Here is a 19847-nt window from a genome sequence, read left to right as displayed (position 1 = left end):
CCGCATCACCGGCCCGCCGCACATCGTATGCCGCGCACCAAACGCCGAACCCGCGGCGGGCCCGCAAGACGAACACACGGAACGACCTCATGAACCAAGCATCCGCTACCCCGCGCCCCTCGGGCTGTCCCATCGATCACGCTGCGCTGGCTGCGGCGCAGAGCCCGACTGGCTGCCCGGTCAGCGCGCGCGCCGCCGCGTTCGATCCCTTTGGCGACGGCTACCAGCAAGACCCGCCGGAATACGTGCGTTGGGCGCGCGAGCAAGAGCCGGTGTTCTACAGCCCGCAACTGGGTTACTGGGTCGTGACGCGCTACGACGACATCAAGGCGATCTTCCGCGACAACATCACCTTCAGCCCCTCCATCGCGCTGGAGAAGATCACGCCGACGGGGCCGGAGGCCAACGCGGTGCTGGCGTCGTACGGCTATGCCATGAATCGCACGCTGGTGAACGAGGACGAGCCCGCGCACATGCCGCGCCGCCGCGTGTTGATGGACCCGTTCACGCCTGAAGAATTGAAGCACCACGAACCGATGGTGCGACGCCTGACGCGCGACTACGTGGACCGCTTCATCGACGACGGCCGCGCCGATCTCGTGGACCAGATGCTGTGGGAAGTGCCGCTGACGGTGGCGCTGCACTTCCTGGGCGTGCCCGAAGAAGACATGGATCTGCTGCGCCAGTATTCCATCGCGCACACGGTGAACACCTGGGGCCGGCCCAAGCCGGAAGAACAGGTTGCCGTCGCCCACGCGGTCGGCAATTTCTGGCAGTTGGCCGGCAAGATCCTGGACAAGATGCGGCAGGATCCGTCCGGTCCCGGCTGGATGCAATACGGCCTGCGCAAGCAGCAGACCCATCCGGAGGTGGTCACCGACTCGTACCTGCATTCGATGATGATGGCCGGCATCGTGGCGGCGCACGAGACCACCGCCAACGCGTCGGCCAACGCGATCAAGCTGCTGCTGCAGCATCCCCAGGCCTGGCGCGAGATCTGCGAGGACCCGAACCTGATCCCGAACGCGGTCGAGGAATGCCTGCGGCACAACGGCTCAGTGGCTGCCTGGCGGCGGCTGGCGACGCGCGACGTGGAGATCGCGGGCGTGGCGATTCCGGCCGGCTCCAAGCTGCTGATCGTGACCTCGTCGGCCAACCATGACGAGGGCCAGTTTGAAGACGCCGACCTCTTCGACATCCGCCGCGAAAACGCCAGCGACCAGCTCACCTTCGGGTATGGCTCGCACCAGTGCATGGGCAAGAATCTGGCGCGCATGGAGATGCAGATCTTCCTGGAAGAGCTGACGCGCCGCCTGCCCCATCTGAAGCTGGCGGAACAGGCGTTTACGTATGTGCCGAACACTTCGTTCCGCGGCCCGGAACATCTCTGGGTTGAATGGGATCCGGCGCAGAATCCGGAACGTGCGAATCCTTCGTTGCTGGAGAACAGGCACCCCGTGCGCATTGGCGAGCCGTCCTCACACGCCATCACCCGGCCGGTCGTGGTGCACAGCGCAGAAGCGGCGGCCGACGGCATCGTGCGGCTGCGCCTGGTGTCGCCGGACGGCAAGCCCCTGCCCCGCTGGTCGCCCGGATCTCACATCGATGTGGAATGCGGCGATACCGGCCTGTCACGTCAGTATTCGCTGTGCGGCGATCCGGCCGAGACCGGCGTCTTTGAAATTGCCGTGCTGCGCGAAGAAGATGGCCGCGGCGGTTCCGCCTGGATGCACGCGAACGCCACGCCCGGCGCGCGCCTGCGCATTCGTGGACCACGCAATCACTTCCGTCTGGACGAATCGGCTTCAAAACTCATCCTGATCGCGGGCGGCATCGGCATCACGCCCATCAGCGCCATGGCGCGGCGTGCGCGAGAGCTGGGGCTGGACTACGAACTGCATTACAGCGGTCGCTCGCGCGCTTGCATGGCGCTGGCGGACGAACTGGCCTCGCTGCACGGAGATCGCCTGCATCTGCACGTCAAGGACGAGGGCACTCGCGCGGACTATGCCGCCCTGCTCGCCGAGCCGCGCGCCGGCACGCAGGTCTATGCATGCGGTCCGCAGGCTCTGCTGGATGCGCTGGCCGGCTGCTGCGCGGCATGGCCGGAGGATACGCTGCGGGTGGAGCACTTCCATTCCACGCTGGGCACGCTCGATCCGTCGAAGGAACAGGCCTTTGAGGTAGTGCTGAAGGATTCGGGGATTGTCCTCAACGTGCCCGCGGACCAGACGCTGCTGACCGCATTGCGCGGCGCCAATATCGATGTGCAGAGCGATTGCGAGGAAGGGTTGTGCGGATCGTGCGAGGTGCGCGTGCTGGAAGGCGACATCGACCATCGCGACGTGGTGCTGACGCGCGCGGAACGCGAGGCGAACAACAAGATGATGGCCTGCTGCTCGCGATCGTGCGGGGGCAAGAAGGTGGTGCTGGAGCTGTAGCAAAAAAACGCCCCGGCGCGCACGCCGGGGCTATCCCTGCACCACACAATGCTGCTTGCGCTGTCCGTCCCGATCAGTTCGGGAACACCTTGATCTGGTCGCTCTTCAATACATCAGGCGTCAGGCTCTTTTCGATCCACGCCATCGACGTATCCGTCACCCCGGGCGTGACCAGTTCAGCCGGCACGATGGTGATGTCGGCCAGCACCTTGAACGGGTACTTGTCGCTCTTCTTGGTCACGCCGAACAGCTGCGCTTCCAACGCCTGGCCATCGGCGCGGTGCATCTGGATCTCGCGGCCATAGCCCTTGAAGCTGACGTCGTGCATCGCCGCCGCCACCTGTTCAGGCGTGGGCCAGTTGCCGCCGTTGTCCTTGATGGCCTTTTCGTAGCCGGCCTTCAGGCCGTTGATGCCTTGCACCATGTGATAGACCGAGTAGATCGGATAGGCGCCGGTCTTGTCGTGGAATTTCTTCACGAAGGCCTGGTGCTTGGGATCGTCCTTGGTTTCCGGATGCAGGAAGTAATGGTCGCCACGTGCGCCGACCAGGACGCCTTCCGGTAGGGCGTTGCCCAGACGTTCCAGCGAGCTTTCGGCCAGCGACAGCACGAAGGTGGAGTTCTTGAACAGGTTGCGCTGCGAGGCCTGGCGCACGAAGTTGTCCAGGTCGCCACCCCATGACGTGGAGACGATCACATCCGGGCGCAGCGCCTGCAAACGGCTGATTTCGGTGGAGAAGTCGGCGGCGCCGAACTTGGGGAACATCTCGGCGACGACCTTGACGTCCGGCTTGAACTTCTTGAGCGCGGCCAGGAAGATGTCGCGCGAATCGCGGCCCCAGGCGTAGTCCTGGTTGACGATGGCGATGGTCTTGAAGTCGGGCTTCACCTTCATCAGGTAGAGCACCTGCGCGACCATCTCGGTGGTGGCGTTGGCCTGCGTGCGCACGACGTACTTGTATTTCTTGCCTTCCAGCGCCTTTTCCGTGCCGCAGTCCCACAGCACGTTCAGCACTTTCAGGTCCTCGGCCACGGGCGCGACGATGTTGCAGTGGCCGCTGGAAATGGCCGACAGCATCACGCGCGTGCCGCCTTCGGCCAGGCGCCGGTATTCGGACAGCAGCTTTTCGCCGCCGCCGCCTTCGTCGATGTAGCTGGGCACGATCTTCACGCCGTCGATGCCGCCGTTGGCGTTGATCTCTTCGATCAGGATGTCGGCCGCGTCGCGGGCCGGCACGCCGAACACGGACGCCGAGCCCGACAGGAAGGTCGAGATGCCGACGTTCAATTCCTTGGGCTTGTCGGCGGCGATGGCCAGCGTGGCCAGGCCCGACAGCAGGGTAGCGCCCAAGAGGGACGCCAGTCTTGAGGTCTTCATGGTGTTGTCTCCAGTGTTGTTGATCGGGTCTGTGCCCTTAGAAAACGATGGCGTCGCGCAGGCTGCCGCCGGTGGCGAGGTGATCGAACCCCTCGTTGATCTGGTCCAGCGAAAACGATTGGCCCATCATCCGGTCCACCGGCAGGCGGCCGGCCTTGTACAGGTCGATGTAGCGGCTGATGTCGATGGCGGGCACGCCCGAGCCCAGGTAGCTGCCCCGGATCTCGCGCTCTTCACCCACCATCTGCGACAGCGACAGCGGGAAGCTGAACTTGGGGTTGGGCAGGCCGGACGTCACCGTGGCGCCGCCGCGGCGCGTGAGCTTGTAGGCGGTCTCGAAGGCCGGCACCGCGCCCGCCATGTCGAAGCCGAAGTCCACGCGGCCGCCCGCCAGATCCATGAGGTCGTCGTCGGTCTTGACCTGCTTCGGGTTGACGAGGTGCGTGGCGCCCAGCTCTTTCGCCAGCGCCAGCTTCTCGTCGCTGAGGTCGATGGCGACCACGCGGCGCGCGCCCGCGGCAACGGCGGCCAGCAGCGCGCTCAGGCCCACGCCGCCCAGCCCCACGATCGCGGCCGTGTCGCCCACCTTGATGCGCGCACGGTTGATGACGGCGCCGGCGCCGGTCAGCACGGCGCAGCCGAAGAGCGCCGCCTCGCGGTGGCTGAGTTCGACGTTCACCTTGACGCACGAGCGCCGCGACACCACGGCGTATTCCGCGAAGCAGGACACGCCCGTGTGATGGTTGATGTATTCGTCGCCGATATGCAGGCGGCGCTCGCCGCCCAGCAGCGTGCCCTTCGTATTGGCGACGGCGCCGGGCTCGCACAGCGCGGGCCGGCCTTCCATGCAGGGGTTGCAGCAGCCGCAACTGGGCACGAACACCATGGCAACGTGATCGCCGGCCTTCAGGTCCGAGACGCCCGGTCCGGTTTCCACGACTTCGCCGGACGATTCATGCCCCAGCACGATCGGCACGCCGCGCGGCCGGTCGCCGTTGATGACCGACAGGTCCGAATGGCACAGCCCGGCCGCACGGATTCTGACCAGCACCTCGCCGAACCCGGGCGGGTCCAGCTCGATATCTGCGATGGTCAGGGGCCGGGTCAGCGCGTACGGTCCTTCGACCCCCACTTGCCGCAATAACGCCGCTTTGATTTTCATGCGTCTTCATCCACAGAAGTGATCCGGACCGCGGGCGGTCGCGGCATCCGGCATGCCGCGATCCCGCGGCAAGCCGGCGTCCAAACCTACACCGTGCGTCCGCCGTCGACGGGGAACTCCACGCCGGTGATGAACTCGGCCGCATCGCTGGCCAGGAACAGCGCGGCCGCGGCCACGTCGGACGGCTGGCAGAAGCGGCCCAGCGGAATGGTCGACACGAATTTCGCGCGGTTCTCCGGCGTGTCGGGCAGGCCCATGAAGAGTTCGAACATGCCGGTCACGCCCATGACCGGGCAGATGGCGTTGACGCGGATGCCTTCGCCGCCCAGCTCCACGGCCATCGACTTGGACAGCACGTTGACCGCGCCCTTGGACGCGTTGTACCAACTGAGGCCGGGGCGCGGCCGGATGCCGGCCGTCGATCCGATGTTCAGGATCACGCCGCGCTTTTGCTTGCGCATGACGGGCACGACGGCCTGGGCCATGTGATAGATCGACTTCACGTTGATGTCGAACATGCGGTCGAACGTGGCCTCGTCCACGTCCAGCATCGGCTGGTTCTTGTGGGTGATGGCGGCGTTGTTGACCACGATGTCCACGGCGCCGAATTTGTCGAGCGCGGCGCGCACCACGTTGTCGATGTCGGCGCGGCTGGACACATCGGCCTTCACCGCCAGCGCGGCATCGCCGACTTCAGCAGCCACGCGGTCGGCGGCCTCTTTATTGATGTCCGCGATCACGACCTTGGCGCCTTCCTTGGCGTACAGCTTGACGATGCCCTCGCCGAAACCGTTGCCCCCGCCCGTGACGATCGCAACCTTGCCTTGCAACTGGCTCATTTTCTGTCTCCGTATGATGCGCGGCGATCACTCGCCATAGAACTGAATCAGGGTCTTGGTCGTGCTCATCTCTTCCAGCGCGATGAAGCCTTTTTCCCGGCCGTGGCCGCTTTTCTTGACACCGCCGAAGGGCAGCTCGACGCCGCCGCCCGCGCCGAAGCCGTTGATGTAGACCTGGCCGCACTTGATGCCGCGCGCCACGCGCTGCTGACGTCCGCCGTTCTCGGTCCACACCGCGCCCAGCAGGCCGTAGTCGGTGGCGTTGGCAAGACGGATGGCCTCGGCCTCATCCGCGAAGGGCAGCGCGACCAGCACGGGGCCGAAGATTTCTTGCGTCAGCAGGTCGCTGTCGTGGCTGGTGGCGGCAAAGAGCGTGGGTTTGACGAAGAAACCGCCCTGGGGCACGCCGTCGGCGATGCCGCCTTCGGCCGCGACCTGCAGGCCTTCAGAGAGACCCTTGGCGATGTAGCGGTTGACGCGGTCGTACTGCGCCTTGTTGACGACGGGGCCGCAGGTCAGGTCCATGTCCGGCGTGCCCGCGCGCACCTTGGAAAATTCCTCGCCCAGCGCCTGCATGAAGTCGTCGTAGATGCCCTTTTGCACCAGTAGCCGGCTGCCCGCAGTGCAGGTCTGGCCGGTGTTGTGGACGATGCCCTTGACGATGGCCGGAATGGCGAGCTTGTAGTTGGCGTCGTCAAAAACGATGTGCGCCGACTTGCCGCCCAGCTCCAGCACGCACTTGACCGCGTTCAGTGCAGCGGCCTGCTGAACCAGCACGCCTACTTCGTTGGAGCCGGTGAAGGTGATGAAGTTGATGCCCGGATGGCGCGACAGCGCGGCGCCGGCCTCTTCGCCCAGGCCCGAAACAATGTTCAGCGCGCCCGGCGGAAAGCCGACTTCCAGCGCCAGTTCGGCCACGCGGATGATCGACAGGCAGGCGTCTTCGGCGGGCTTGACCACTGCCGCGTTGCCCATGGCCAGCGCCGGCGCCACGCTGCGGCCGAACATCTGCGCGGGGTAGTTCCACGGAATGATGTGCGCGGTGACGCCCAGCGGTTCGCGGATGAGCTGCACCGAATAGTCTTTCTGGAACGGGATGGTCTGGCCGTGCACCTTATCCGCCGCGCCGCCGTAGAACTCGAAGTAGCGGGCCAGCACGGTGATGTCGCCGCGCGCGGTGGACATGGGCTTACCGGTATCGCGCGATTCCAGTTGCGCCAGTTCCTCGTGGTGCGCCAGCACGCTTTCGCCCAGGCGCATCAGCAGCCGGCCGCGTTCCAGCGCCGTCATGTCGCCCCATTCGCCTTCCAGCGCGTCGCGCGCGGCCTGCACCGCCGCGTTCACGTCGGCTTGCTGGCCGCGCGGGATGGTGGTGAACACCTGGCCGTCTACGGGGGAAACGACCTCGATCGTGCGCCCGTCCTGGGCGTCGACCTGGCGGCCGCCGATAATCATCTGCGTCATGGGAATGTCTCCGTGGGGTATCAGTTCAGCGTGATCGAGCCGCGCTCGATCGTCCATATCTGGTCGGGAATGTCGCCCAGCAGCTTCACGTTGGATTCGGTGATGACCACGCACAGGTCGGGCTGCATTTCCTTGAGCCGGCCCAGCGCCTCGGTGTAGTCGCGCGCCAGCTTGGGCGCGAGCCCCTGGAAGGGTTCATCCAGCATCAGGAGCCGCGTGCCGACCATGACGGCGCGCGCCAGCGCCACCATCTTGCCCTGCCCGCCCGACAGCGCGGAGCCGGACCGCTTGAGCATGGGCTCCAGCTGCGGCACCACCTTCAGCACGGTGTCCATGCGGGCCTGGATCTCGGCCTTGGACTGGCCCTGCACTTCGCACGGCAGGTGCAGGTTTTCCTCGACGGTCATGGTCGGGAAGATGACGCGGTCTTCGGGCGCGTAGCCCACTTTCATCGCGGCGCGCTTGTGACCGGGCAGCGCGGTGAGGTCGGTGCCATCGAACGCGATCCTGCCGGAGCGGATGCGCGTCAGGCCCATGATGGTGCGCAAGAGCGTGGTCTTGCCCGCGCCGTTGCGCCCGACGATGCCGATGGTGCGGGACGCTTCGAAGTTGGCGCTGACGTCGCGCAGGATGCGATTGCCCGCCAGGTCGACGTTGATGGCCGATAGATTCAACATGGTTCAGGCCCCCAGCACTTCGCTTCTGATCTGCGGATTGTTCAAGACTTCCTCGGGCGAGCCATCGGCGGCCACCTTGCCGGCGATCCACGCCGCCACGCGGGTGGCGTAGCGCGACACGATGTCCACATCGTGCTCGACGAACCAGCTCGTCACGCGGCGCTCGTCCAGCGCGTGCATCACGGTCTCCATCAGCGCGAACTTGTCTTCCGACGCGACGCCGCTGGTGGGCTCGTCCATGATCAGCAGCTTGGGCTGCAATGCCAGCGCCATCGCCACGTCCAGCAGCTTGCGCTTGCCTTCGGGCAGCTCGATGCAGGCTTCGTCGGCATCGGGCAAGAGGCCCACCAGGTCCAGCGTGGCGTCCACCTCGCGCGCGTCGATGGTGCTTTCCAGCGACCGGAACCAGCTCAGTTCCTTGTTGCGGCGCGCGGCCGCGATCTGCACGCACTGGCGCACAGTGTGCTCGGTGAACAGCTGCGGCAGCTGGAACGAGCGCCCCATGCCCAGCCGCACGATCTTGCGCGGGGCCATGGCGGTGACGTCTTTGCCGTCGAAATAGACCTTGCCCTTGGCGGGCGTCAGGTATCCCGTGCAGATGTTGATGAAGGTGGTCTTGCCCGCGCCGTTCTGGCCGATCACTGCCAGGCGTTCGCCCTCGTGCAGCTTGAAGTTGATGTTGTCGGCGGCCACCACGCCGCCAAAGGCCAGGTACAGGTCGGTGGTTTGAATCAGGGGTTTCATGTCAGTTCCTTGCCGCGACCTGCACGGGCGCCTGCGCGCGCCGCTGCGCACGTTCACGCGATTTGATGCGCTTGGTGATCTGGCCCACGAAGCCCGTGGGGAACATGAAGATGACCAGGATCAGCGTGAGGCCCAACAGGAACTGCCAGAGCCCGGGAAAGTAGGCGGCGGACACCAGCTTCACGGATTCGAAGCCCACGGCGCCCAGGAAAGCGCCGGCCGCGTGGCCCGCCCCGCCCAGGATGGTGATGAAGACGAATTCGCCCGAGCGCAGCCACGAGCCGATTTCCGGCGTGACCAGCCCCTGCATCAGCGCAAGGATCGCGCCCGAAAAGCCCACCACCACCGCCGACAGCAGATAGCCCTTCCACATGATGAAGTACGCGGAAAAGCCTAGGTATTCGATGCGCGTTTCGTTAGTCTTGATGGCCGACAGCGCCTGGCCGCTGCCCGAGCGGAAGTAACGCTGCACCCACCACGCCAGCACCAGCGACAGGACCAGCGTCAGCACCAGCAGCGCGCGTTCGAAGGATTCGCGCTCCATCACGATGCCGGCCATGGTCGGGCGCACGATGCGCATGCCATCGGAGCCGCCGGTCAGCGTGTAGAGCTTGCCCAGCAGCGCGAACAGCACCATGCTGAGCGCCAGGTTCAACATGCCGAAGAAGATGCCGCGGTAACGCACCACGAACAGGCCAATGACCACGGCGGCGACGAAGCTGGCGACGACGCCGGCCAGGATCAGCACCAGCGCATCCAGACCGGGCATGGCTTTGGCCAGGAACGCCACGGTGTACGCCGAGATGCAGGCAAACATGGCGTGGCCGAACGAAATCTGGCCGGCGCGCGCCATCACCGACACGCCCAGCGCGGCAATCGCGTAGGTCAGGCCGATGACGATGGGCGTGATGGTCCAGGAATAGGTGTAGCCAAGGAACAGCGTGAACAACGCGGCCAGCAGGCTGAGGACAGGGACTTTCATCAGATCGTCCTCGCTTGAGCAACGGTGAACAGGCCGTGCGGGCGGATGATCAGCACCAGCACCATGATGATGTAGGGCACGGCGACTTCCAGCTCCGGCGCCGCATACACGGCGATGGCGCGGATGATGCCGATGAGCAGCGCGGCGATCAGCGCGCCGGTGATCTGGCCCAGCCCGGCGGTGGCGACCACCGCGAACGACAGCACCGTCATGTCCGTGCCGGCGCCCGGCACCAGCGAGGTCGTCGGCGAAGCCAGCGCGCCGCCCAGCGCGCCCAGGATGGTCGCGATCACGAAGGTGACGTAGCCGATCTTCTTGGCGTTGATGCCGAGCGACGTGGCGACCTCGCGGTGGTGCGTGGTGGCCACGGTTTGTTTGCCGAGCTTGGTGTGGCGCAGGAAGAACTCCAGGCACACGTAGGCCAGCAGCGCCGTGGCGGGGACCACGACAAGCTGATATGTCGTGTAGGTGATGTCGCCGATCTCGATGTTTCCCAGCCGGTTGACGACTTCGCTGGCGCTGTAGGGTTGCGCACCCCACAGCATGCGCTGGATGTCTTCCAGCATCAGGAACGCGCCGAAAGTGAGCAGCAGCTTGAGGATGGGATCGTAGTTCTGGGCGCGCCGGATCAGGACGAATTCCATGATGCTGCCCAGCAGCAGCCCGACGGCGATGGCCGCCACGAACAGCGCCGCGAAAAGAAGAATGGGGGAGTCGGTCTTGGGCGCCACGAACATGACGAGGCTGGCCGCGGCATAGCCGCCAAAGGCGTAGAACGCGCCGTGGGCAACGTTCAGTATCCCCATCACACCGAACACCAGGGTTAACCCCATCGACACCAGGAATAGCAGACTGGCGTATGCCACGCCGTCCACCAAGGCGAGAGGCAGTAGATCCAAGGTCAAGCGTCTTCTCCCAATACGCTGAGCACGGACGCGACGAGCCGTCAGGATCGCGCGGCGTGCGGGCTTGCGCCCCGGGCGCGCCCGGCGCGCCCTTGTCTCGTTATCAACCTTTCCGTGCTGTCCTGCGCAGGCTGCGCAAGACGCTGGAAGGCACTTTTATGGCTGGCTTACAGGCCCGTCCCGCAACGGCTTGGGCCGGTCCGCCGTCCTATGTTTGCGAAGTATAGGTAGGGGTTCATCGGCGACCTATTTATCTTTGTGCAAGGCGGGTTTAACAAGCGATGGAGTGGCGGCTGGCGCCCCCAGCGCCGCCAGCGGCGCCCGGGTTTGATAGTCCGGGATAATCCGGATCTGCGCCTCATCCGGCAGGCGTACATAACGGCCTAATCCATCCGGCGCCAGCGCGCCGACATCCAGCGTTGCCAAGGTCGCGCCCGCGGCATCGCGCACGTCGATGCGCAGTTGCGGCGGCGCAAGGCCATAGGTTTCTCCGTCCTGCGGGGTCAGCGTGCGGTCGCTGCGGGTCTGCGAGAACAGCGCGATGAAGTCGGCCACGTCAAAGCCTGCTGCGGCGCCCGGCGGCGTGGCGGTCCAGCCCTGCGGGCCGCGCGCCAATCGAACCGATCCGTCGGGACCCGCCAGCGTCACCTGCGCAGCCATGCCGGGTTCCCAGGCGTAAAGCCGCGCGGGCTTGCCGCGATCGTCGTGCAGATGCGTGTGGCCGTCGTGATGCGCCGGCGATTCGGCGGCCTCGTGCCATTGCCACGCCGACAGCACGATGCCTGCCACCAGCAGCGCCGGCCACAGCACCGCGCGCGCGTTCACCGCCGCCTCCACCACAGCAGCAGCCCCGTCAGCAGCGCAAGCAGCGGCAAGGCCACCGTGCTGGTCCAGAACACCGCGCGCATCTGCCGGTTGGTCAGTTCCACGCGGCGGTTTTCGTAATGCCGGGGCCGAATGGTCAACAGCGCGTCCTCGCCCGCCAGCAGGGTGACGGCGTTGGTGAACAGCGCGCCGTTGCCCAGCGTGGCGAAATGCCGGTTGATGGCGAAATCGCTGTCGCCCGCAACCAGCAGCGTGGGATGCGCGGCCCCGTCCGCGTTGGCCGCCTGCGCGTTGCGCGTGGCCAGCGCCATCAGCGTGTAGCGCGAGGGCGGCTGGCCGGGCACCTGGGCATCGGCAGAGGTCTGCGCCAGCGGCGTCACCACCACGCCGGGGGGCAAGGCGTCGCCCGCCGGTTCCAGACCGGCCGCACCCGGAAAGAAACTGAGGGGCAAGCCGCGCGTCATCTTGTGGCGCGTGTAGTCGCTGACGGCCGGACTGCCGGGATCGTTGCGGTAGTGACTGCCCGCATCGGCCAGCGCGCCAGGCGCCAGCGCGATGCCGAAGTCCGACAGCAGACCGTCCAGGCCGTGCCGGGTATCGGGTTCCAGCAGCAACAGCGTCTTGCCGCCCGCGCCGGTCCAGCGGCGCAGCGCCTGGGCGTCGTCCTCGCCAAACGGCGTACGCGGACCGGCAGCCACCACGACGGCGCAGCGCGGCAACGCCTGCGCCAGACTGCCCGCGCCCACCGCGCGCGTCGAAAACCCCAGCGTCTGCAAGGCGTTGCGCGCCATCGCCATGCCGTGCTGTTCATGCACCTCGACACGCGCCACCAGGTTCTCGTCGTGGTCGTGGTCTTCCAGGTCGTCCAGCGACGTCAGGCTGTCCAGAGGCGCTTCGCGATGGCCCTGCGTGAAGCAGACCGTCTGCGCGCCGTTCTGGCTGATGCGGATGATCGCGTTGGTGAAGTCGGTTTCGGTGCCGCCGTTGATGGTGGTGCGACGCTCGCCCGAGGCCAGCACCGCGCTGCCCGCGAACTGGATGCCGGCAGCGCGCGCCTCGGCCGGGCGCAGCGCCGGGTCGACGCCGCGCACGCGGATCAGCGGGTTCTCGCGTTCGTACTGGCGCAGCAGTTCCAGCGCGTCGACCATGCTCTTGTTGCGCAGGTCGTAGAACCACGTCACCTCGACCGGCTGACGCACCTGCCGCGCGACTTCCAGGCTTTCAGGGGCCAGGCTGTACACGCGCTGCGCGGTCAGGTCGATACGGCCCAGATGGCGCGACGCCCACAGGTTCAGCGCCAGCAGCAGCGCGGCCACGGCCAGCACCGGCAGCCACAGCGACAGCCGCCGACCGGCGCGGCGCACGGCGGGGCTCATCGCAGCCTCCAGCGCTTCAGGTTGACGGCGGCCACCATCAACGCCAGCACGGCCACGCTGGCGAGCGTGACGGTGGCGGGTCCGGGCAGCACGCCCCGGATGAAGTCCACGTGCTGCGCCGACAGCGACAGGGCCTGGAAGAACGGCGACAGCGCCGGAAACGCATCCAGCGCCGCCGGATAGTCGATGAACCACAACAGCACGAGGATGCCCCACGTGGCGCTGGCGGCGACGATCTGGTTCGAGCAGGCGCTGGACACGGCAATGCCGATCGCCAGGAACAGCGCGCCGTACAGGAACACGCCGATGTACCCGCCCACGATGGGACCGTAGTCCGGTTGGCCGTACCAGGCCAGCGGCAGCACCGCCGACATCGTGCCGGCCAGCATCAGCGCCAGCATGGTCAGCCCGGCCGCAAACTTGGCCGCGACCAGCGTGAAGTCCGACAGCGGCAGCGTCAGCAGCAGCTCCAGCGTGCCCTGCCGCGCCTCTTCGGCAAAGGCGCGCATGCTGACCAGCGGCATCACCAGCATCAGCAGGATGGTCATGTTGTGAAACGCCGTCACCATCTGCCCGGTGCTGACGAAGAACAGGTTGAAGCTGAACAGATAGCCCGACAAAGCCCAGAACACCGCCACGACGGCCAGCGCCACGGGCGAGCCGAAGTCGGTGCGCAGTTCCTTGCGGTATAGCGCCGCGAAACCCTTCATGCGCGTCTCCGTAACGGGGGATCGTTAGGCGCCAGCGCCGCCAGCAGGCGGGCTTCGACCGCTTCCTGCGCGGGCAGCACGGCGCGCAGTTCCGCGTGCGCCAGCGCGGTGCGCAGGACCGCGTCGCAGGCGGCTGCGCTGGTCGGGTTGTTGGCGGCGTTGTTGGCGGCGTTTGAAGTCGCACTGGCGATATGGCGGCCGGTCACGCTTGCACCCGGGGCGTCCCACGTGACGCGCCACTTGCTGGTGCCGGCATCGAGCAGCGTGATGTCCACCGCCTTCACGCCCGGACACGCGGACAACGCCGCGTGCAATGCGGCATGCCCGGCAGCGGGCAACGCCAGCAGCAATTGCAGCGCCGACCGCGATTCGCCAAGCGGCTGGTCCTCGACCAACCGGCCCTGCCGCAGGATCGCAATGCGCGAGCACAGCGCCTCGATTTCCTGCATCAGGTGGCTGCTGAACACCACCGCGCGGCCTTCGGCGCAGCGGCGGATCATCGCGCGCGCTTCCACGATCTGCACGGGATCCAGGCCGTTGGTGGCTTCGTCCAGCAGCAGGACGGGCGGGTCGTTCAGCACCGCCTGCGCCAGCCCCACGCGCTGACGCTGCCCCTTGGACAGACGTCCGATCACCGAGCGCGCCACGCCCTGCAGATCGAAGCCGTCGATGGCGCGTTCGATGGCCAGGCGGCGCGCGCTGGCGCCGCCCTGCACTTTGACGCCCGCGCCGAACTCCAGATACTGCGCGACGGTCAGCGCGTCATAGAGCGGCGCGCGTTCGGGCAGATAGCCGATGTCGGCGTTGCCGCGGCCCGGCGCGGGCTCACGTCCGCGAATCGTGATGCGCCCGCTGTCGGGCGTGTAAAAGCCCGCCATCAGGCGCAGCGTGGTGGTCTTGCCGCTGCCGTTCGGCCCGAGCAGGCCCAGGATCTCCCCCGGCCTGACGGACAGGCTGAGGGATTCCAGAACCTGGCGGGATCCGAACGACTTGCAGACCTGGTGCAAGGCGACGGCGGGCTCCATGGCGCGCCTTTTAGTCGAAGACTTTGGTCTTGGCGTTCTGCGCGTGCTGCTCCGCGTCGTGGCTGTACCAGAGCTGGCCCTGGCGCGCATCGCGGATCTGCTTGAGACGGTCGATGGCCTGCATGGACGCCGCCGTGTTCCAGGTGATGCCGGGAATGACGCCGGCCTCGTTTTCACCCGTGTAGATGGCATCGGCCGCCAGCAGCACGACGCCGGTCTTGGGCAGCTTGACCTGCAGCGACTGGTGGCCTTGCGTGTGGCCCTTGGTGTCCAGCAGCACGATGGTGCCGTCGCCGAACAGATCGAAGTCACCCTCGACCTGGATGAAGTCGTAGTCCCGCGTGGTGTCGAAGTCCTTCATGACGTAGGCCGCGCGCTGGAATTTCTCGGGCCACCAGGCGGCGCGCAGCTCGGCCTTCTGCACCACGTGCTTGGCCTTGGGGAACATCTTGATGTTGCCGGCGTGATCCAGGTGGAAGTGCGAGTACACGACGTATTTCACGTCGCTCACGTCAAAGCCGGCGGCCTTGAGCTGGCGGTCGATGACCTCGTCGCGGCCCTGGATGGAATTGAACGCGCCGCACAGACCCTGGCCCCAATAATTGGCGCAATTGCCGTCGGCCGTGGCCTGGTTCATGCCGGTGTCGAACAGCACCAGGCCGCGCGGGTGCTGGATCACGTAGGCCGGCACCGGAATCTTGATCTTGGTGCCCACGTCGACCATCGCGGTCATGAAACCCTTGTCCAGCTCGATCTTGCCCACCGACAGCTGCATCAGTTTTACGTCCACCGGCGGCGCGTCGGCAGCATGTGCCCATCCGCCTGCCATGACCGCCACCGCCCCAACCATTGCCTTCCAGCTCTTGCTCATTGTTGTCTCCTCGGACCAACAGGGGTAAGCCGCAGCCCGGACGGCGCGGCCGATCAGCAAGCTCCCGGTGTGTCCCGGGTTCACATCGTCGACAGGGTGTTTTTTTCCGTGCGAAGGCGCCTTGCGGCGGGCCGCGATATCCATGCGCGCGGCCGGAAACGGCATCTGGCGGCCGTTTTCTCTGATGCGCACTCTGACGCAGCCCGGTTTGGCTGCCAATTAAGGATTTGTGAAGCTGGGCTTCGCGGCGCGCGAAGTGGGGGGAACCCTAGTGATCCGGACCGTCCGGCATGGCTACGCGCCGTATCGCACCTGCAACTCGGCGAACGACGCCAGTTGCCCTGCCAGCGCGCTCGCCATGACCGTTGGCGGACTGGCAAGCCACACGCTGCCGGGGCCGGATCGGCCCGGAAAATTCCGGTTGATGGCGCTGATCGTCACCTGAGACGCCTCGGTGGACGACCCCGGCCCGCAGTTCGCACACGCGCCGCACGACGGCTGCAGGATGCGCGCGCCCACGGCGGCAAACGTCTTGTCATAGCCCTGCGCCACGCAGTAATCGCGCACGGCCGTGGTGCCGTACTGCAGATACAGCGTCACGCCGTCCGGCAGCCGCAGTCCGCGCGCCACCGCCCACGCCAGCACCTGATGGTAGTAGTCGAAATCCTCGCGCTTGCCGGCGGTACAGGAGCCGCCGTACGCAATGTCGATGCGCGGCCGCGCGGTCAGGCTGGACAGCGGCACGCCGTTGCCCGGATCGCCGGGCGCCGCCACTAGCGGCGACAACGCCGCGCAGTCCACGCGCAGGACGGCGGCGTAGTCGGCGCCTGGATCGCTGCGCATCCACGGTTCCATGCCGGCATCCACGCCGCGGCGTTCGCGCAGAAAGCGCGCCGTCTCGGCATCGGGTGCGACGATGCCCGTCAGTCCGCCCAGTTCAGCAGTCATGTTGGTCAGCGTGGCCCGCTCGTCGATGGACAGGCTGGCGATGGCCTCGCCGGCAAACTCGAACACCTTGCCTACGCCCGCGCCCGCGCGGATTTCAGGCAGGGCCAGCAGATGCAGCACGATGTCCTTGGCGGTGACGCCGGGCGCAGGCGCACCGTCCAGTTCGATGCGCAGCGAGGCCGGCAGCGTCAACCGCACTGCGCCCGTGACGAACGCGTTCGCCATGTCGGTGGTGCCCACACCAAAGGCCACGCAGCCCAGCGCGCCGCTGTGCGGCGTGTGCGAGTCGGTGCCCACGACGACCTGCCCCGGCAGTGCGTAGTGTTCAGCCATCATGGCGTGCGAGATGCCGGCCACGTTGGCGCCGGTGTCGCGTGCTGCCTCGGCTTCCGTCAGCGTGCGGTGCTGGCGCAGGCCGTAGGCGTCGGCGAAGTCGCGTTGCGCCTGGCACATGGCGCGCACGTTGGGCACGATGCCCGCGCGCACGTGGTTGGGGCTTTCCTCGACGTAGGAGGTGTGGTCCTCGAACACCACGATGCGTTCGGGGTCTACCAATCGCAGGGGCCGGCCAAACCGCGCATGCAGCATATGGGCGGCCATGCCGGTGTAGTACTCATGGATGAAGCGCCAGTCCGCGCGCAGGAAGACGCCGTCGCCCTGCTGCGGGTTGGGCGCGGTCGCAGCGGTCTTCAAGAGATGGCGCCGGACGATCTTCTCGAAGAGCGTGAGCGGCGGCCCGACAGAAGGCGCGGCCGAATCGGCGGTGGAATCACTGACACCCGACACGCCGGCTTCCGGCGCGCCAGTCCCCGGACCGTCCTCCTCCAGACGTTCACCCGCCGCCGACACATCCCGCAACTGCGCCTGCCCGAAAGCCAGCAGCCCGCCCGCCTTGACGATCGCCGCCGCCAGCGCGTCGCGCCCCGCCACGATCTCATCGATCGTGATGCGCTCGCCCCCTTGCAGCCGCGCCACCAGCCCCATGTCGGTGCTGGTGTAGAGCCCGATGTTGTCGGCGTTCTGGCGGTAGATGCGCTCGAAGCTCTCGGCAATCACCAGCCGCACGCCGGCGGACTTCTCGGCCATCGGACTGTGCTCGCGCGACGAGCCCTTGCCGTACCGCTTGCCCGCGACGACTACGTTGATGCCGGCGTGCCGGATCGCATCGATGCCGATGGGCTGGGTGTCGCCTGCCCGAAAACCCGTGTACGGATACCGGCCCAGCTTCTCGTCGAAGTGGGTCAGGATCGGCACGGGTGTGATCTCGTCGGTGGAGATGTCGTCGCGCAGCGGCGCGGCCTGGGGCAGCGTCAGCGCCGCGCCGCCCAGTTGCGCGGTCACGCGGGCCGGATCCTGCGTCAGAAACAGCAGGCGGGCCGGGGCGTCGAGTACAGATACGGCAGTCATGGCAATCCGGTCATTCGATGGTGACGCCCGCCGCCTTGACGAGCGTCTGGCTCTTGGTGATCTCGGCGGCCAGCGTCTGCGCCGCCTGTTCCGCCGTGGTGCCTTGCGCCACAAAACCCTGCGGCGACAGCGCCTTGAGCACCGCCGGCTCCTGCATGGTCTTGTGCGTGGCGGCTTGCAGCTTTTGCACGACATCGGCGGGCAGCCCGGCCGGTCCGATCAGCGAGATCCAGGCATCGTACGAATAGCCTTTCACGCCGGCTTCATCCAAGGTGGGCACGTTAGGCAGGATGGCCAGGCGCTCGGGCGTGCTGACCGCCAATGCGCGCAGCTTGCCTGCCTGCACCTGCGCCAGCACGGACGGCGTGGCCAGGAAGGCGACCTGGATCTGTCCCGACATCACGTCGGTGATCAGCGCGTTGCCGCCCTTGTACGGGATATGCATCATGTCCACGCCCGCCTTGGACTTGAGCAGCTCGCCAGCCAGGTGCAGCACGCTGCCCGTGCCGGACGAGCCGTAATTGATCTTGCCCGGCTGCGCGCGGGCGGCCTTCAGCAGGTCGTCCATCGTCTTGTACGGCGAGTTCTCCGCCACCACGACCACCAGCGGCGTCGTGCCGATGACGGAAATCGGCGTGATGTCCTTGACCGTGTCGTAGGGCAGGCTTTTGTACAGGCTGGGGTTGATGGCGTGGTTGGACGACACGATGCCCAGGGTGTAGCCGTCGGGCTTGGCCGACACCAATTGGCGTGTGCCGGGGATGCCCGCCGCGCCGGCCAGGTTTTCCACGATCATCGGCTGGGCCAGCGTCTTGCCCAGGTTATCGGCCACGACGCGCGCCACCACGTCGGCGGTCGAGCCGGGCGACGTGGGCACGATCAGGCGGATGGGATGGTCCGGGTAGCCGGCGGCGGATGCGGCCGCAGCCGCGCACATGGCGCCAAGCGCGAGCGCACAGCTCGCGAGCAATCTGGTGGGGGTCATGATGTCTCCGTATAGGACGCAGCGGGGTCTGGATGCCCCGTACCGGCGATGAACGCGCTTTGACTATACGAAGACGGCCGTCAACCGCGAAGTGTCATATCGGCAGCCCCGCCATCGCGAATGGCGACGACGGGTTCCGGCGGCGGGTTCCGGCGGCGGGTTCCGACGACGGGAGGCGCCGCCGCCAACCGTCAGCCCTGCTGCGCCAGAAACCTGACCAGTTTGCCCGCCGTCGCCGACAACTGCGCCTGGTTCGGAAACACGATGCAAAGCTGGCGACGTGCCCACGCATCGGAAAGGGGCCGCACCACCACGTCCAGCGCCTGCAGATACAACTCCGCGACCTGCTGCGGCATCACGGCGATGCCCAGACCGGCGTGTGTCATCCTGCACAGCGCGTCCAGGCTGGCCACGCGGATCTTCACCGACAACGTCTTGCCCAGCGCCGCGGCTCGCGCCGCCAGCAGCTGCGTCAACGCGCTGTTCTCGCGCAGGCCGACGAAGGTCTCGTCGGCAATGTCCTGCAGGCTGAGCTGGCGCGCCGACGCCTTGGGGTGCGTGGACGGCAGCATGACGGCAAGCCGGTCGCGGCGGTAAGGCAGCTGTTCCAGCCCAACGGCGCCCGCCATCTGGTTGCAGATCCCGAAGTCGGCCGCCCGCTCGCGCACCAGGCGCAGGACATCCGGGCTGTGCTGTTCTTCCAGGTCGATGTCCACATCGGGAAACAGGCGCTGAAACGCCGCCACGTCCTCGGGCAGGAACTGCACGATGGCCGACAGGTTGGCCACCACCCGCACGTGCCCTTTCACGCCCTCATAGAAGCGCGACAGCTCCGCCCCCATCGCCTCGACGTCGCCGATGATCTGCCGCGCATGGCGCAGGACGGTCTGCCCGGCCGGCGTCACGGACACGCCGCGGGTGTGCCGGGCGATCAGCGGCAGGCCGATCAGCGCTTCCATGTCGGCGATGCGCCGGCTGACGGCGGAAGGCGCGATGAACTCGCGCTCGGCCGCCCGCGCGATGCTGTTCTCCTGGCAGACCGCCACAAAGAGGCGCAGCGAAGTCAGGTCGAGTTTGCGGAGGATGCTTTCCATGGCGAATCCAGCGG

At 66.9% G+C, this 19847-nt stretch carries 17 protein-coding genes; 1 reads left to right on the top strand and 16 read right to left on the bottom strand.

The genetic code is table 11. The annotated features are described in order from the left end of the window. The first annotated feature begins 89 nt into the window (after positions 1 to 89). Positions 90 to 2441 (top strand): cytochrome P450/oxidoreductase, encoded by a 2352-nt coding sequence (locus tag KW836_RS07300; RefSeq protein ID WP_218342856.1) that lies wholly within the window; start codon positions 90 to 92, stop codon positions 2439 to 2441. A gap of 73 nt (positions 2442 to 2514) precedes the next feature. Here the strand turns inward: KW836_RS07300 and KW836_RS07295 are convergent, their stop codons facing one another. The 16 genes from KW836_RS07295 to KW836_RS07220 form a co-directional block, all read right to left on the bottom strand. After that, positions 2515 to 3819, bottom strand: a complete 1305-nt coding sequence (locus tag KW836_RS07295) for an ABC transporter substrate-binding protein (protein ID WP_218342855.1) — start codon at positions 3817 to 3819, stop codon at positions 2515 to 2517. Positions 3820 to 3856: 37 nt separating this feature from the next. Continuing rightward, positions 3857 to 4981 (bottom strand): zinc-dependent alcohol dehydrogenase family protein, encoded by a 1125-nt coding sequence (locus KW836_RS07290; RefSeq protein WP_218342854.1) that lies wholly within the window; start codon positions 4979 to 4981, stop codon positions 3857 to 3859. 86 nt (positions 4982 to 5067) lie between these two features. Next, entirely contained in the window at positions 5068 to 5820 is a 753-nt protein-coding gene (locus tag KW836_RS07285) for a glucose 1-dehydrogenase (RefSeq protein WP_175122441.1), read from the bottom strand. Positions 5821 to 5847: 27 nt separating this feature from the next. After that, entirely contained in the window at positions 5848 to 7284 is a 1437-nt protein-coding gene (locus tag KW836_RS07280) for an aldehyde dehydrogenase family protein (RefSeq protein ID WP_218342853.1), read from the bottom strand. Between the two features lie 20 nt (positions 7285 to 7304). Next, the gene (locus KW836_RS07275; RefSeq protein WP_175137851.1) at positions 7305 to 7961 is read right to left on the bottom strand and encodes an ABC transporter ATP-binding protein; all 657 of its coding nucleotides are present in this window, start codon (positions 7959 to 7961) and stop codon (positions 7305 to 7307) included. Between the two features lie 3 nt (positions 7962 to 7964). Next, positions 7965 to 8705 carry an ABC transporter ATP-binding protein gene (locus KW836_RS07270; protein ID WP_218342852.1) on the bottom strand — a complete coding sequence of 247 codons (741 nt, stop codon included), beginning with the start codon at positions 8703 to 8705 and terminating at the stop codon, positions 7965 to 7967. Position 8706: 1 nt separating this feature from the next. Further along, positions 8707 to 9687 (bottom strand): branched-chain amino acid ABC transporter permease, encoded by a 981-nt coding sequence (locus KW836_RS07265; RefSeq protein ID WP_175137852.1) that lies wholly within the window; start codon positions 9685 to 9687, stop codon positions 8707 to 8709. Then, the gene (locus KW836_RS07260) at positions 9687 to 10592 is read right to left on the bottom strand and encodes a branched-chain amino acid ABC transporter permease (protein ID WP_175122436.1); all 906 of its coding nucleotides are present in this window, start codon (positions 10590 to 10592) and stop codon (positions 9687 to 9689) included. The genes KW836_RS07265 and KW836_RS07260 overlap by 1 nt, the downstream gene beginning before the upstream one ends. Before the next feature lie 246 nt (positions 10593 to 10838). Next, complete coding sequence (locus tag KW836_RS07255) at positions 10839 to 11417, bottom strand: DUF4340 domain-containing protein (RefSeq protein WP_370632986.1); 579 nt, start codon at positions 11415 to 11417, stop codon at positions 10839 to 10841. Next, positions 11414 to 12793, bottom strand: coding sequence for a GldG family protein (locus KW836_RS07250; RefSeq protein WP_218342850.1), 1380 nt, complete (start codon positions 12791 to 12793; stop codon positions 11414 to 11416). The genes KW836_RS07255 and KW836_RS07250 overlap by 4 nt, the downstream gene beginning before the upstream one ends. Next, entirely contained in the window at positions 12790 to 13503 is a 714-nt protein-coding gene (locus KW836_RS07245) for an ABC transporter permease (protein WP_175122433.1), read from the bottom strand. Before KW836_RS07245 ends, KW836_RS07250 begins: the two co-directional genes overlap by 4 nt. Further along, on the bottom strand, positions 13500 to 14528 hold the full coding sequence (locus KW836_RS07240; protein ID WP_218342849.1) for an ABC transporter ATP-binding protein: 1029 nt from the start codon (positions 14526 to 14528) through the stop codon (positions 13500 to 13502). The genes KW836_RS07245 and KW836_RS07240 overlap by 4 nt, the downstream gene beginning before the upstream one ends. Before the next feature lie 10 nt (positions 14529 to 14538). Next, entirely contained in the window at positions 14539 to 15399 is an 861-nt protein-coding gene (locus tag KW836_RS07235) for an N-acyl homoserine lactonase family protein (protein ID WP_056559238.1), read from the bottom strand. Positions 15400 to 15693: 294 nt separating this feature from the next. Next, the gene (locus tag KW836_RS07230) at positions 15694 to 17754 is read right to left on the bottom strand and encodes an aconitase family protein (RefSeq protein ID WP_218342848.1); all 2061 of its coding nucleotides are present in this window, start codon (positions 17752 to 17754) and stop codon (positions 15694 to 15696) included. A gap of 10 nt (positions 17755 to 17764) precedes the next feature. Further along, positions 17765 to 18739 carry a tripartite tricarboxylate transporter substrate binding protein gene (locus KW836_RS07225; RefSeq protein ID WP_255595158.1) on the bottom strand — a complete coding sequence of 325 codons (975 nt, stop codon included), beginning with the start codon at positions 18737 to 18739 and terminating at the stop codon, positions 17765 to 17767. A gap of 191 nt (positions 18740 to 18930) precedes the next feature. After that, positions 18931 to 19833 (bottom strand): LysR substrate-binding domain-containing protein, encoded by a 903-nt coding sequence (locus KW836_RS07220; protein WP_218342847.1) that lies wholly within the window; start codon positions 19831 to 19833, stop codon positions 18931 to 18933. Positions 19834 to 19847 lie beyond the last annotated feature (14 nt).

The organism is Achromobacter sp. ACM05, assembly GCF_019218915.1.
Lineage (GTDB): Bacteria > Pseudomonadota > Gammaproteobacteria > Burkholderiales > Burkholderiaceae_B > Achromobacter > Achromobacter animicus.
This window is presented reverse-complemented; position numbering and strand designations above follow the sequence as displayed.

Bases quoted from the DNA above. Each gene is read 5' to 3' on its own strand.
- KW836_RS07300 (WP_218342856.1), top strand. From the start codon at position 90: ATGAACCAAGCATCCGCTACCCCGCGCCCCTCGGGCTGTCCCATCGAT.
- KW836_RS07295 (WP_218342855.1), bottom strand. From the start codon at position 3,819: ATGAAGACCTCAAGACTGGCGTCCCTCTTGGGCGCTACCCTGCTGTCG.
- KW836_RS07290 (WP_218342854.1), bottom strand. From the start codon at position 4,981: ATGAAAATCAAAGCGGCGTTATTGCGGCAAGTGGGGGTCGAAGGACCG.
- KW836_RS07285 (WP_175122441.1), bottom strand. From the start codon at position 5,820: ATGAGCCAGTTGCAAGGCAAGGTTGCGATCGTCACGGGCGGGGGCAAC.
- KW836_RS07280 (WP_218342853.1), bottom strand. From the start codon at position 7,284: ATGACGCAGATGATTATCGGCGGCCGCCAGGTCGACGCCCAGGACGGG.
- KW836_RS07275 (WP_175137851.1), bottom strand. From the start codon at position 7,961: ATGTTGAATCTATCGGCCATCAACGTCGACCTGGCGGGCAATCGCATC.
- KW836_RS07270 (WP_218342852.1), bottom strand. From the start codon at position 8,705: ATGAAACCCCTGATTCAAACCACCGACCTGTACCTGGCCTTTGGCGGC.
- KW836_RS07265 (WP_175137852.1), bottom strand. From the start codon at position 9,687: ATGAAAGTCCCTGTCCTCAGCCTGCTGGCCGCGTTGTTCACGCTGTTC.
- KW836_RS07250 (WP_218342850.1), bottom strand. From the start codon at position 12,793: ATGAGCCCCGCCGTGCGCCGCGCCGGTCGGCGGCTGTCGCTGTGGCTG.
- KW836_RS07245 (WP_175122433.1), bottom strand. From the start codon at position 13,503: ATGAAGGGTTTCGCGGCGCTATACCGCAAGGAACTGCGCACCGACTTC.
- KW836_RS07240 (WP_218342849.1), bottom strand. From the start codon at position 14,528: ATGGAGCCCGCCGTCGCCTTGCACCAGGTCTGCAAGTCGTTCGGATCC.
- KW836_RS07235 (WP_056559238.1), bottom strand. From the start codon at position 15,399: ATGAGCAAGAGCTGGAAGGCAATGGTTGGGGCGGTGGCGGTCATGGCA.
- KW836_RS07230 (WP_218342848.1), bottom strand. From the start codon at position 17,754: ATGACTGCCGTATCTGTACTCGACGCCCCGGCCCGCCTGCTGTTTCTG.
- KW836_RS07225 (WP_255595158.1), bottom strand. From the start codon at position 18,739: ATGACCCCCACCAGATTGCTCGCGAGCTGTGCGCTCGCGCTTGGCGCC.
- KW836_RS07220 (WP_218342847.1), bottom strand. From the start codon at position 19,833: ATGGAAAGCATCCTCCGCAAACTCGACCTGACTTCGCTGCGCCTCTTT.